The following is a 12,808-nucleotide window of genomic DNA, read 5'->3' on the forward strand; positions in this document are numbered from 1 at the left end:
GCCGGGCAGTGGTTCAGACAGCCGCACGATTCGGATTGACCCGCACCACACCCGCCCGCGCCTCGATCTGCTCTTTCAGCTCATGCCGCATCCCGAGCATGAACGCCAGCTCGGTCACCACAAACAGCGGCCCGACAATCAGTCCGCTCAAGTCATCGACAAACGCCGGTTTGCGTCCTTCATAGTGGTGCCCGACAAACTGGATCACCCAGCCGATCACGAACATCGCCAGACCGCTGCTGAGCCAGACCATGGTGCTCTGCTGCGCCAGGGCATGCCCGGCCCAGACCGACAGCCCCATCAACACGGTCATCAGAACCCCGAGCTTCAGCTCCAGACGCAGGTAAAACCAAGCCGAAGCGAGGGCGGCAATCACCGCCGGGGAAACCCACAATCCGCCCACCGACCATTCCGGCCGCGACAACAGCACGGCCACTGCCACCACAATCAGCGGAATCCCGATAAAGTGGCTGGCGATGTTGCGCGGGTCACGGTGGTAAGCGGCGTATTGACTCAAATGATCGACGAGGCTTTTCATTGTTGTTCCTCCTGTAGGGTGATCGAATCATGCCCCGGGTTCACGGCTCGCTCTGTCAGGCAGGCGACAATCTTTCGGAGAACGCATGGATAAGGTCTGGCGCGAGCGCCTGTTGACCGGGCAATGGTTCAGTCATCTGCCTTCGTCCTTTCAGGATAGTCTGCTGGCGGCGGCCCGGGAGCGGCGGCTGTCGGCGGGGCAGCGGCTGTTTCAGCGCGGTGATGCGCCGTGCGGGTTGTACGCGGTGCTCGACGGCGCAGTGCGCATCGGCGCGGTCAGCGAGCAGGGCAAGGAGGCTTTGCTGAGTCTGGTGGAGGCGCCGCACTGGTTCGGCGAAATCTGCCTGTTCGATGGCCAGCCCCGCACCCACGATTCCTACGCGGTCGGGTCTTGCACCTTGCTGAACATTCCCCAGGCCACGCTGCTGAAAATGCTCGACGAGCAACCCGTCTACTGGCGGCATCTCGCTCTGTTGATGAGCCACAAACTGCGCCTGACCTTCATCAATCTCGAACAGCTGAGCCTGCTGCCGGCCCCGGCGCGTCTGGCTCATCGCTTGCTGATGATCGCCGAAAGCTACGGCGAACTCGATCCGCCACGCCGGGTGCTGCAACTGCCTCAGGAACAGCTGGCGTCGATGCTGTCGCTGTCGCGGCAGACCACCAACCAGATCCTCAAGGAGTTGCAGGGGCAGGGGGTTATCGGACTGAGTTATGGCGAGATCGAAATCCTTGACGCCGCGCGATTGCGGGCACTGGCGACCCTCTGAAGAATACGGGTTCCCCTGTGGGAGCAGGCTTGCCCGCTCCCACATTGGATCGATGTTGTTTTTACGAACCGCGATAAGTGGAGAAGCCATACGGGCTCAGCAGCAACGGAATGTGATAGTGCTGATCCGTCTGCTTCACTTTAAAAATCACCGGAATCTCCGGAAAAAACGTCTCGTGCTTGGCCTTCTCGAAGTACTCACCGGTCTTGAACACCACTCGATATTCACCGGCCTCGAACGGTTTGTTCGCCGGGAACAGCTCGGCGATCCGTCCCTGTTCATTGGTGGTGCCCTGCGCCAGCGGCTGCCAGTTCTGGCCGACATGACGTTCCAGCGTCACGTTGATGCCCGGCGACGGCAGGCCGTTTTCCAGGTTGAGCACGTGTACGCTCAGCGGGTTGCCGGCGGCCAGCGCCAGGCTCGAAAAGGCGCTCAATCCAAGCGCGGTGAAAGTCATGCGCAGTGGGGTCATGGTGATACTCCTCGGTTCAAGTACGGTTGATGGACAGATCGACGATTTCGGCGGCCTTGATTGCGCAGGTTTCGTCCTGTTCGCCGCCGCCGGAACCGGCCACGCCCATGGCGCCGACCAGTTCTTTCCCGGCAAACAAAGGGATGCCACCGCCGAGCAACAGCAACTCGTCCAGCGTGTTGAGGTTGGCGGTTTCCGGGTTGTTTCGGGCGCGCTCGGCGAACAATCGAGTCGGGGTTTTCGTCGACAGCGCGGTGTAGGCCTTGCGTTGGCTGGCGGCGGTGTTGTGCGGGCCGATACCGTCGCCACGCAAGGTCACCAGCAGATTGCCGCCACGGTCGAGCACCGACACCGTGGCGGTGCAGTTTTCCAGCGCCGCGTCGGCCAGCAGCCGCGCGGTTTTCAGATCGAGATCGGCGTGACGGGGCAGCTCAGGCGTGGCGTGCGCCGCGCCGCTGAGGCCGATCGCGAGGCTGGCAAGCAGGTATTTGACGGACATGGGCAGGCTCCAAAAGCGAAGGCCATCACCTTATCCGCCGGTCCCCGTCGAAACCTCGTCAGTCGGATTACAAGTTTGTAATGGGCAACGTCGCCGAAGGCGCCTAGCCTGTGACTCTGATCAATCGAGGTGTGCCATGCGTTTGCTGGTCGTAGAAGATGAAGCCAAAACCGCGAACTTCATCGCCAAAGGGCTGGGTGAGTCGGGTTTTGCCGTGGACGTGGCGCTGAATGGCCTCGACGGTCGCTACTTTATTGAGCAGCAGGAATATGACCTGATCATCCTCGACGTGATGCTGCCGGGCCTCAACGGCTGGCAATTGCTCCAGCTGATCCGCCAGCGCGGCGCCACGCCGGTGCTGTTCCTGACGGCGAAGGACGCCATCGAAGACCGCGTGCGCGGCCTCGAACTGGGGGCCGATGACTATTTGCTCAAGCCGTTCGCCTTCGCCGAATTGCTGGCGCGGGTGCGCACGTTGTTGCGGCGCGGCCCCCTGCGTGAAGCCGAGTCGTACAACATCGCCGATCTCGAAATCGACGTACTGCGCCGCCGGGTCAGCCGGGGCGGCCAGCGCATCGCCCTGACCAACAAGGAATTCGCTCTCCTGCATCTGCTCGCCAGCCGTCAGGGTGAAGTGCTGTCGCGCACGCTGATCGCCTCGCAGGTGTGGAACCTGAATTTCGACAGCGACACCAACATGGTCGAAGTCGCGGTGCGCCGGCTGCGTTCGAAAGTCGATGATCCGTACATGCCCAAACTGATTCACACCGTGCGCGGGGTCGGCTATCAACTCGAAGCGCCCGACGATGCGCGCTAGGTCGATTGCCTGGCGCCTGGCCCTGGCGTTCGCTGCTGTCTGTGCGTTGGTACTCAGTGCGATTGGCGTGTTCCTGTATCGCTCGCTGGCTGCGGAAATCGCCTGGCGCGACGACATGGCGTTGCTCGGTCGCCTGGAACAGGTGCGCGCGCTGCTCGCCGACAGCGACAGCCTCGACGCCCTGCAGGCGCGGCCACGGCTGTACCAGAACATGCTCGGCAACCTCGACAGTCTGCTGCTGGTGCAACGAGCGGACGGCTCGAACGTGATCACGATCAACCCTCGCCAACGCGCACTGCCGTCCGTGCAGGCCATCCCCCGGGATCAACCGCCGCAACGCCGCGATGTGCTGACCTGGCAGGCGGCGGACGGTGTCGAGCTGGCCCTGTTGTCAGGTCAGGCCCAAGGGCCGAACGGCGAAGCACTGACCGTGATCGCCGGCAAGGTCTTGAGCGAGCGCGAGCAGATGCTCGGCAGCTATCGCCTGCGCTTGTATCTGGCCGTCGGCTTGGGTGCCGTGCTCGCCTTCACGCTGGGTCTGGTGCTGTTGCGCCGAGGTTTGCGGCCTCTGCGCAAGCTGAGTGAAGCGCTGCGCGGCATCGACCTGCGCAGCCTCGACCAACGCGTTCCCACCGCCGGCACGCCAGCGGAATTGCTGGAGCCGGTGCATGCGTTGAACGGCATGCTCGGGCGGCTGGACGACGGCTTCCAGCGCCTCTCACAGTTTTCCGCCGACCTCGCCCACGAAATCCGCACGCCCCTGCATACCTTGCTCGCGAGCAACGGCCAGGCACTGAATTACCCGCGCAGCAGCGCCGAGTATCAGGAAGTGCTGGCTTCAAACATGGAAGAGTTTGAACGGCTCAAGCGCATGGCCGAAAACCTGATGTTTCTCGCCCGCGCCGAGCAAGCTGAGCGAGCGCTCGATCTGCGCACGCTGGAACTGCACGAAATCGGCGATGAGTTGTGCGACTACTTCGAAGCCCTGGCGGATGACTGGGAAATCCGCCTCGAAAACACGTTCAGCGGAGAATTGCTGGCGGATCAGCAACTGCTGCAACGCGCCTTGGGCAATCTGCTGGCCAACGCCGTACGCCATGCCGATGCCGGCTCGGTCATCAGCCTGCGCCGACGCGATGAGCCAGGCCTGTGCTGGCTGCAAGTCCACAACCTCGGCCCGGTGATCGCGGATGAGCATCTGGGCAAACTGTTCGACCGCTTCTACCGCGTCGACCCGTCCCGCGCGGAGCCAGGAGACTCCGGCGGATTGGGACTGGCGATCGTGCAGTCGATCATGCAGTTGCATGGGGGCCGGGTGCGGGTCAGCAGTGATGCAACGGGTACGGTTTTTGAGCTTGGATTTGTAACCAGTCGCTAATCGACCCGCACATGCCGTTTCATCTGAGCTAGACTCGCCCTGAATTGGCATCAAATGCGATGCGTAAACGTAGAATTACGATTTTTTGCACTGTATATAATGCACGGGTGCGTCATGGAACAGTTGGGCGAACTGATCAGAACTCTGCGCAAAGCGCAAAAACTCTCGCAACAGGCGTTGGCGCAACGTTACGGCATGAGCCGCGCCACCATTTCGGGTATCGAAAACAATACGATTTCTGAAATTGGTCTGCGCAAAGTCGAGGCGATCCTCAACGGCTTTGGCTATGAGCTGACGGCGGTTCCCGTGAGAGCGCAACGTCCGACACTCGACGCGTTGCAGAAGGCCAATTTCCATGACTGAGCCGACAGATCGCTTGCACATCACCGTCGCTGATAGCCCGGTCGGAACGCTCGGTCGAGGGCAGCCGGGCATGGACAGTGTGTTCAGTTATCGCGAGGACGCCATCGACGAGAATGCAGTGTCGCTGACAATGCCGACCCGGCTGGAGAGCTACGGCTGGGAGCGGGGCATTCATCCCGTCTTCGAAATGAATCTGCCGGAAGGCGCGCTGCGCGATGAACTGGTTCGACGCTTCAGTAAAGCAGTGCGCGGTTTTGATGATTTCGCCTTGCTCGCTATCGTCGGACCGCATCAGTTGGGACGGCTGGCGATTACCAGCGAGTCGGCAACCGAGCGTCAGCCCGAAACATCATTGGCCGAGCTTTTGGTGCATGACGGTGCCCAGGGATTGTTCGATGATTTGCTACAGAAGTACGGCCAATACTCCGGGGTTTCGGGCGTGCAGCCCAAAGTTCTGGTGCGCGACAGTGCGGCAGCAGTTGATCGCCTGACTCACCGAGGCTCCACACATCTGGTCAAAGCCTTCCGTCCCGAAGAGTTTCCCGAGCTGGCGACCAACGAGTACTTCTGTATGCGCGCCGCAGCGCTTAGCGGACTTGAAGTGCCAAAGTTTGAATTGAGTGAGCAGGGCAAGTTTTTGGTGGTCGAGCGTTTTGACCTGATTGAGCACGGCTATCTGGGTTTCGAGGACTTTTGCGTACTCAACGGCTGGCCTTCCAGAGCCAAATACGATGGTTCTTACGAAGGCGCTGCCCGACAGATCAAGGCCTTTGTTTCGCCTGCGCTGTTGAGTCAGGCGCTGGAGGCTTTTTTCAAGATCGTGGCGCTGTCAGCGGGACTGAAAAACGGCGATGCGCACCTGAAGAACTTCGGTGTGCTGTATGACCATTGCGGTGCGCAGGCTTCGATCCGGCTGGCCCCGGCTTACGACATCATCACCACATCGGTTTACATCAGGAACGACAGCCTGGCCTTGCTGCTGGGCGGGTCGAAGGCATGGCCCAAGCAGAAGGCGCTCATCCGCTTCGGCCGTACGGCGTGCAATCTCACTGAAGGCCGGTGCAATGAACTACTGCAGCAGGTTGTTCATGGCATGCAGACGGCGATGGCGGAAATGCTCGAGCATTGCCGAACCCATCAGTCATTCGCCGAGGTGGGTACGGCAATGATCGAGCAGTGGGAGTCCGGGATTGAACGCAGTCTGACCAAGGGTTGAGCGACCCATTTGCGCTCAGCGCAACTGATCCCGAAACTGCCCCGGCGTCATCCCGGTCCAGCGTTTGAACGCGCGGCTGAAGCTGCTGGTGTCGGCAAATCCCAACAGATAACTGACCTCGCTCAGCGAGCATTGCGGATCGCGCAGGTGCAGCAGTGCGAGATTCTCGCGGCTTTCATTCAGCAGGGTGTCGAAGCGACAACCCTCGTCCGCCAGGTGCCGTTGCAGGCTGCGCAGGCTCAAGTGCAGGGCCTGGGCGATGCGTTCGGCGCTGGGTTCGCCTTCGGGCAGTTGTTCTTCGATGGCGTCGCGTACCTTGCGCTCCCAGGTCAGCGGCTTGAGCTGGGCGAGGGTGCGTTTGAGCACCGCTTCGTTGTGCTCGGCCAGCTCCGGGTTGGCGTCGTCGAGGTGGCTGTCAAAGTCGGTGAGGGCGAATTCGATCCGGTCTTCTTCGGCGGAAAAGTGCACCGGCGAGCGGAACACCTTGTGCCATTGATGCGCATCGGCCGGTTCCGGGCGGCGCAGGTACACCGCCAGTGGCGCGTAGTCGCGGCCGAGGCGATTGCGGCAGGTGCGCACATAGATCGCGGCAAACGCGTCGATGGCTTCGAAGGCGGGTGCCGGATTGCCGACCGGGATTTTCAGGCGAAAGCGGTAGCGGTCCTCGGTGCGGGTCAGCTCCAGTTCCAGCGCGTCGCTGACCACCTGGTGATAACGCACGATCCGCTCGAACACTTCCCGCAGGCTGCCGCTGGCCACCAACGCGTAGCCCAATGCGTGAAACGTCGTGGGGCTGACGAACCGCGACACCCGCAAGCCGATTGCCGGATCGCCGCTGACCTGCACCGCGATTTCCCACAGGCGTGTGGTCGCGGACAACGGATAGCGGGCATTCGGGTCGTCCATCAATTGCGGATCGAGCCCGGCCTGCTGGCACAGGGCAGTGCTGTCCAGCCCCAGCGCGTCGAGTTGCTTGCGCAGGGCACGGGTCCAGCTGGCGAGAGAAGTCGGTTCCTTCATGCTGGTTGGCGCTTCCGGTCAACAGGTTGGCGTTCTCGGCTACCGCGTCCGGACCCTGCGCGGGGCAGGATACGAACATCAATAACCAGAGGATGGAAGCATGGACCGTACTTCTGCAAGTCCCCAGCGACACAATGCTGCCCAGCGATCAGCGCATATTCGCGAAGTGGTGCTTGCCAAAGGCGTCGAGCTGCGCGAGCGCTACCCGATTCTCAACCATCAGGACGCCCTCGGCGCGGGGATTCTGGTGTTTGCCCTGGCCGGAATGATCGGTTCAGCGGCGCTCTACGTCACCGGGCACATGGCGTGGTGGGCGTGTCTGTTGCTCAACGCGTTTTTCGCTTCGCTGACCCATGAGCTTGAGCACGACCTTATCCACAGCATGTATTTCCGCAAACAGCGGGTGCCGCACAACCTGATGATGGGCCTGGTGTGGCTGGCGCGGCCGAGCACGATCAATCCGTGGATCCGCCGCCATCTGCACCTCAATCATCACAAGGTGTCCGGTACCGAAACCGACATGGAAGAACGGGCGATCACCAATGGCGAGCCTTGGGGTTTCGCGCGGTTGCTGATGGTCGGCGACAACGTGATGTCAGCGTTCATCCGCATGCTGCGGGCCAAGACCTGGGCGCACAAGTTCAGCATCATCAAACGCACGCTGAAGGTCTACGCGCCGCTGGCACTGGTGCATTGGGGCGCGTGGTATGTGTTTCTCGGGTTCCATGCCGCCAACGGGATCGCCTACCTGATGGGCTCGCCGATTGAATGGTCGGCGACCACGTTGTCGGTGATGCAAGTGATCGATATCGCCGCCGTGGTGATCATTGGCCCGAACGTGTTACGCACGTTTTGCCTGCACTTCATCAGTTCGAACATGCATTACTACGGGGATGTGGAGCCGGGCAATGTGCTTCAGCAATGTCAGGTGCTGAATCCGTGGTGGCTGTGGCCGTTGCAGGCGTTCTGCTTCAACTTCGGCAGCAGTCACGGGATTCATCATTTTGTGGTGAAGGAGCCGTTTTACATTCGCCAGCTGACGGTGCCGGTGGCGCACAAGGTGATGCGGGAGATGGGGGTTCGGTTCAACGATTTCGGGACGTTCGGGCGGGCGAACAGGTTTGTTCGCAAGGAAAATGAAGGGTTGGCGGGTAAGGCGATCGAGGTGAACTGACTTTGTGTTTTCGGCTGGAGATCCAGCCCTCACCCTAACCCTCTCCCGGGGGAGAGGGGACTGATTGGGGGATATTGGGGAAGTACGCCGACGTGATCTTGATGTGCCGAATCCATAATCGACTCGGTATTTCAGGTCGATGTATAACGCGGAACACCCCAGCCCTCTCCCTCCGGGAGAGGGCTGGGCGGGCGGCGTTCCGATGAGGGCAGCTCTTGAGCTAAATCTCAATCCGGCTGAAACGGCGACTCACTCAAGATCACCCCGGTCTCCTCCACATACCGCTGCCAATGCTCGATCAGCGCTTCAAGCTTCTGCGGCTGACTCGACGCCAGGTCATGAATCTCCCCCGGATCACTCCCCAGGTCGTAAAGCTGCCAGGTCGCCGGCCCCACGGGCCCGGGGATCCACACCGCCTTCCACTGACCCTGCCGAATCGCCCGGCGCCCGAACAATTCCCAACCGGTAACGGTGTGTTCGTCATGCACCTGCGCCGTCTCGCCGGACAGGAAACCCAGCCACGATTTACCACGCAACGGCGCCACCGGTTTGCCGTGCCACTGCTTGCCGGGATGGCGCACGCCGGCCAGATCGAGGATAGTCGGCGTGATGTCCATCACCGTGCCGAAACCATGGCTGATCTGTCCCTTCAGCGGCAGTTGCGGATAGTGCAGCAGCGCCGGAACGCGAATCCCGCCCTCGGTGGTGAACGCCTTGAACAGGCGTGACGGCGCGGTCGCCACCTGCGCCCAGTTCGGCCCGTACCAGACGTAGGAATTGGCGCGGCCGATGTTGTCGAGGCTGTTGTCGTAGTGCTGGCTCAGGTAGGTCACCAGCTCCGGACCGAATTTCGGGAAGGCTTCCAGCAGCGCGCCTTCGGCACCGTTGTCGGACATGAACAGGATGAAGGTGTTGTCGAGCTGGCCCTGCTGGCGCAGGTAATCGACGACGCGCCCGATGTTCCAGTCCATACGCTCGACCATCGCCGCGTAGACCTCCATCGCCCGGGCGGAAATCCGTTTTTGTTCATCGCTCAGCGCGTCCCATTGCGCGGTCAGCTGGATCAGTGGATGCGGTTCGACATCCGGCTCGATCAGGCCCAGTGACTTGAGTTTTTCCAGACGCTCGAGGCGCAGCACTTCCGGCCCCGCGTCGTAGCGGCCGCGATATTTTTCGACGATGTCGGCGGGCGCCTGCAACGGCCAGTGCGGCGCGGAAAACGGCAGATAGGCGAAGAACGGCCGGCTCTGGTCGCGCTCCTTGAGGTACTGCAACAGCTTGTCGCCGAAAGCGTCGGAGGAATAGAAATCCTTGGGCAATTCGTCGATGAACGTGTCGTCCTCGATGTACAGCGCCGGGGTGGATTTCAGCAGGCCGGGCGTGTGTTCATCGTAGGTCGGTTCGAATCCGTAGTGGTTGGCCGCGCCGGGCAGCAGCGAGAACGAGCGCTCGAAACCACGGGCGTGGGGCGCCAGTTCGGCAGTCAGGCCCAAGTGCCATTTGCCGCTCATCAAGGTCTGGTAACCGGCCTCGCGCAGCAACTCCGGCAACGCGACGACACGATCGTTGAGATAGCCTTCGTAACCCGGTTTGCCGATAAGCTCCGGGGTCAGCGCTTCGGCCATGGTGCCGATGCCGGCGATGTGGTGATCGGTGCCGGTTAGCAGCATCGAGCGGGTCGGCGAGCAGGTTGGTGCAGTGTGAAAATCGGTCAGGCGCAGGCCATTGTTGGCCAGGGCATCGAGGTTCGGCGTGGTGATTTCGCCGCCGAACGCGCCGATGTCGGAGAAGCCGAGGTCATCGGCCAGAATCACCAGAAAGTTGGGACGTTGTGGCATCGACAGGCTCCTGTTCAGCAGGCAATGAACGACAGCGGCAGATCGCGGATCTGTACCGGTGCGCTCGGTTGGTAATGATCGTCACTGGTCAGCTCGTGCAGCAGTTCTTCGCGCAGCTGATGGAAGTCGAAACTGCTGCGCTGGCGCGGATGGGGCAGGGCGATGTCCACCACCTGCTTGATCCGGCCGGGACGCGGTTCCATCACCACCACGCGGTCGGCGAGGAAAATCGCTTCCTCGACATCGTGGGTGACCAGAATCGTGGTGATCTTTGCCCGCTCGCGGATCGCCAGCAGTTCGTCCTGCATCTGCTGGCGGGTCAGCGCGTCGAGGGCGCCGAAGGGTTCGTCGAGCAACAGAATTCGTGGGCTCGCTACCAGTCCGCGAGCAATCGCCACGCGCTGGGCCATGCCGCCGGAGAGTTGATGCGGGTAGGCGCGGGTGAAGTCGCGCAGGCCCACCAGTTCGATGAAATCGTTGACGCGTTGCTGCTTTTCGGAGGCCGCCAGCGGCTCGTTGACCAGGCCCAGGCCGATGTTGTCGGCCACCGTCAGCCACGGGAACAAACGGTGCTCCTGAAATACGATGCCGCGCTCGCCGCCGATGCCGCTGACGGCTTTGCCATCGACGCTGATCTGCCCGCGAAACTGCGTATCGAGGCCGACCAGCAAGCGCAGCAGGGTGGATTTGCCGCAGCCGCTGGAGCCGACGATGGCGACGAATTCGCCTTCTGCAATGTCGAGGTTGAATTCGCGAATCGCCTCCAGTTCGAAGCCGTCGACGTCGAAGGATTTGCCTACATGGTTGAAGCTGACAATCGGTGCGTTCATGCGTGTCTCCAGCGGGTGGCGCAGATTTCCAGGCGTTGGCCAATGAGGTTGAGCAGGGCGCCGGTGAGGCCGACCAGCAGCATCCCGGCCATGATCAGGTCCATGCGCAGCAGTTGTTGGGCGCCGATCATCTGGCTGCCGATGCCGCCGTTGGACGGCATGAAGTATTCGGCGCCGATGGTGCCGAGCCAGGCGTAGATCAGGCTCAGGCGCAGGCCGGCGAAAATCCCCGGCGCGGCCCCCGGCAGCACCAGTCGGCGCAGGCGTTGGGCGAGGCTCAGGCGCAGCACCTGCGCGGCTTCGTTGAGTTGCGGCGAGAGGTTGACGACGCTGCGTTGGGTCGCGACAAACAACGGAAAGAAAGCGGCCAGGGCGACGAACACCCATTTCGCCAGTTCGCCCAGACCGAACCACGCGGTGAGCAGCGGCACCCAGGCGAAAATCGCGATCTGGCGCAGGGCGGCGAGGGTCGGGCCGAGCACGCGTTCGCTGGTACGCGACAGACCCAGCAACAAACCCAGCCCGAGGCCGAGGCCACCGCCAATCAACAAGCCGCCGAGGGTGCGGCCCAGGCTCAGGGCCATGCCCGAAATCAACGTGCCGTCGAGCAATCCGTTTTTCGTCGCCTCAAGCACCACCCACGGGCTGACCAGAATGTTGGCATCGATCCATTGCTGGTCGACCGCCAGTTGCCACAATGCAAACAGCGCCAGTGGCAGCAGCCATGGCTGCACGCGCTGCCAGCCTTCATAACGTGGGCCGCGACGAATTTCCGCCGTGGCCGGGTGCGGCCAGTGCACCAGTTTTTTGTCCAGCAGACCGATGCCGCGATCCATCGCCACGCCGATCAGGCCGATCACCACGATGCACACGAAGACGATGTCGAGCATGAACAGCTGTCGCGCCCAGACCATCAGGTAACCGATGCCTTCGCTGGAGGCCAGCAGCTCGACCGCAAGCAACGAGGTCCAGCCAGCGGCCAGCGCCAGACGCACGCCAGCCATGAACGCCGGGAGGGCGGCGGGCAGCACCAGTCGGCGGATCAACAGTCGTGGAGGCAAACGTAAAACAGCGGCGGCTTCGCGCAGCTTGGGTTGCGCATCGCGCACGCCGACCAGCGTATGCAAGGTCACCGGCACCACGATGGCTTTGACCAGCACCACCAGTTTCAGCGTTTCGCCGATGCCGAAAAACACCATGAACAGCGGAATCCACGCCAGCGTCGGCACCTGGGCCAGGCCGGCGAACGTCGGGAAAATCAGGCGTTCGAGGCGACGGCTGAAGCCCAGCGCCGCACCGAGTACCGCACCAGCGGTAACGCCCGCCAGGAGGCCCCACAACAGCCGTTGCAGGCTGATCCACAAGTGACTCCACAACTCGCCCTGGGACAGCTCGATCGCGCTGTTCCACACCAGTGACGGCGCCGGCAGGATCTGTTCGCTCATCCATTGATTACGCGCCGCCAGCCACCACAGGGCGAACAGTCCGAGCGGCAATATCCAGGGTAAAACGCGGTGGCTCAGGCTTGGCCAGGTACGCCGGCTTTTCAACGGCGGTGCGGCCAGTGGCAGGCTGAGCAGGGATTCACGGGCCATGGTGACCTCCGTTGTCGGGTTGGATCGAGTCAGCGGAATTAGCTAAAAACAAATTGTTATAATTGAGTTTGAAAATAATCATTTTGGAGATAAGCAGCGCCATTTAAGGCCTCCAGCCCTGCGCGCATCCAATGCATTCGAAGAATATTTTCGATGCTCTCCATGCATACGGCTCTACATGTCCCTACTTTGCTGGCTTAGCGTGAAAAGCTATAAAAATGTTCTTTTTAAGTATTTAAGTGCTGATATGGATTGCGCCTACTTTCGGCTCCTCAATGCCCGCCGTGATCAGGAGCCGC

At 61.7% G+C, this 12,808-nt stretch carries 13 protein-coding genes; 6 read left to right on the forward strand and 7 right to left on the reverse strand.

The annotated features are described in order from the left end of the window. Positions 1–13: 13 nt before the first annotated feature. On the reverse strand, positions 14–538 hold the full coding sequence (locus ACODTD_RS13725; RefSeq protein ID WP_221615567.1) for an Mpo1 family 2-hydroxy fatty acid dioxygenase: 525 nt from the start codon (positions 536–538) through the stop codon (positions 14–16). 85 nt (positions 539–623) lie between these two features. Here ACODTD_RS13725 and ACODTD_RS13730 point away from each other — a divergent pair, with 85 nt between their 5' ends. Next, a complete protein-coding gene (locus ACODTD_RS13730) occupies positions 624–1,307 on the forward strand; it encodes a Crp/Fnr family transcriptional regulator (RefSeq protein WP_221615566.1) in 684 nt (227 codons plus the stop codon). 61 nt (positions 1,308–1,368) lie between these two features. Here the strand turns inward: ACODTD_RS13730 and uraH are convergent, their stop codons facing one another. Together uraH and ACODTD_RS13740 are read right to left on the reverse strand one after the other, a co-directional pair. Beyond that, positions 1,369–1,779 carry a hydroxyisourate hydrolase gene (uraH, locus tag ACODTD_RS13735; protein WP_221615565.1) on the reverse strand — a complete coding sequence of 137 codons (411 nt, stop codon included), beginning with the start codon at positions 1,777–1,779 and terminating at the stop codon, positions 1,369–1,371. A 16-nt stretch (positions 1,780–1,795) separates the two neighbouring features. Further along, positions 1,796–2,278 (reverse strand): GlcG/HbpS family heme-binding protein, encoded by a 483-nt coding sequence (locus ACODTD_RS13740; protein WP_221615564.1) that lies wholly within the window; start codon positions 2,276–2,278, stop codon positions 1,796–1,798. 136 nt (positions 2,279–2,414) lie between these two features. Between ACODTD_RS13740 and ACODTD_RS13745 the strand changes: the two genes are divergently transcribed. The 4 genes from ACODTD_RS13745 to ACODTD_RS13760 all read left to right on the forward strand — a co-directional run bounded on the left by ACODTD_RS13745 (position 2,415) and on the right by ACODTD_RS13760 (position 6,052). Beyond that, positions 2,415–3,095 carry a heavy metal response regulator transcription factor gene (locus ACODTD_RS13745; RefSeq protein ID WP_011331911.1) on the forward strand — a complete coding sequence of 227 codons (681 nt, stop codon included), beginning with the start codon at positions 2,415–2,417 and terminating at the stop codon, positions 3,093–3,095. Further along, positions 3,085–4,473, forward strand: a complete 1,389-nt coding sequence (locus ACODTD_RS13750; protein ID WP_285357497.1) for a heavy metal sensor histidine kinase — start codon at positions 3,085–3,087, stop codon at positions 4,471–4,473. The genes ACODTD_RS13745 and ACODTD_RS13750 overlap by 11 nt, the downstream gene beginning before the upstream one ends. A 114-nt stretch (positions 4,474–4,587) precedes the next feature. Further along, positions 4,588–4,836 carry a helix-turn-helix domain-containing protein gene (locus tag ACODTD_RS13755; RefSeq protein WP_011331913.1) on the forward strand — a complete coding sequence of 83 codons (249 nt, stop codon included), beginning with the start codon at positions 4,588–4,590 and terminating at the stop codon, positions 4,834–4,836. Further along, entirely contained in the window at positions 4,829–6,052 is a 1,224-nt protein-coding gene (locus ACODTD_RS13760; protein WP_201817978.1) for a type II toxin-antitoxin system HipA family toxin, read from the forward strand. The genes ACODTD_RS13755 and ACODTD_RS13760 overlap by 8 nt, the downstream gene beginning before the upstream one ends. Positions 6,053–6,067: 15 nt before the next feature. Here the strand turns inward: ACODTD_RS13760 and ACODTD_RS13765 are convergent, their stop codons facing one another. Next, on the reverse strand, positions 6,068–7,072 hold the full coding sequence (locus tag ACODTD_RS13765; RefSeq protein WP_489104941.1) for an AraC family transcriptional regulator: 1,005 nt from the start codon (positions 7,070–7,072) through the stop codon (positions 6,068–6,070). 100 nt (positions 7,073–7,172) lie between these two features. Between ACODTD_RS13765 and ACODTD_RS13770 the strand changes: the two genes are divergently transcribed. After that, a complete protein-coding gene (locus ACODTD_RS13770) occupies positions 7,173–8,246 on the forward strand; it encodes a fatty acid desaturase (RefSeq protein ID WP_011331916.1) in 1,074 nt (357 codons plus the stop codon). A 227-nt stretch (positions 8,247–8,473) separates the two neighbouring features. On the opposite strand, the gene ACODTD_RS13775 is transcribed toward ACODTD_RS13770, so the two are convergent. Genes ACODTD_RS13775 through ACODTD_RS13785 form a run of 3 tightly spaced genes read right to left on the reverse strand, consistent with a single transcriptional unit; the run spans position 8,474 to position 12,509 of the window. After that, complete coding sequence (locus ACODTD_RS13775; protein ID WP_489104942.1) at positions 8,474–10,084, reverse strand: arylsulfatase; 1,611 nt, start codon at positions 10,082–10,084, stop codon at positions 8,474–8,476. Positions 10,085–10,098: 14 nt separating this feature from the next. Further along, positions 10,099–10,914 carry an ABC transporter ATP-binding protein gene (locus tag ACODTD_RS13780; RefSeq protein ID WP_201817974.1) on the reverse strand — a complete coding sequence of 272 codons (816 nt, stop codon included), beginning with the start codon at positions 10,912–10,914 and terminating at the stop codon, positions 10,099–10,101. Then, positions 10,911–12,509, reverse strand: coding sequence for an ABC transporter permease (locus ACODTD_RS13785; protein WP_489104943.1), 1,599 nt, complete (start codon positions 12,507–12,509; stop codon positions 10,911–10,913). Before ACODTD_RS13785 ends, ACODTD_RS13780 begins: the two co-directional genes overlap by 4 nt. Positions 12,510–12,808: the final 299 nt, after the last annotated feature.

This window comes from Pseudomonas sp. FG35, assembly GCF_057809295.1.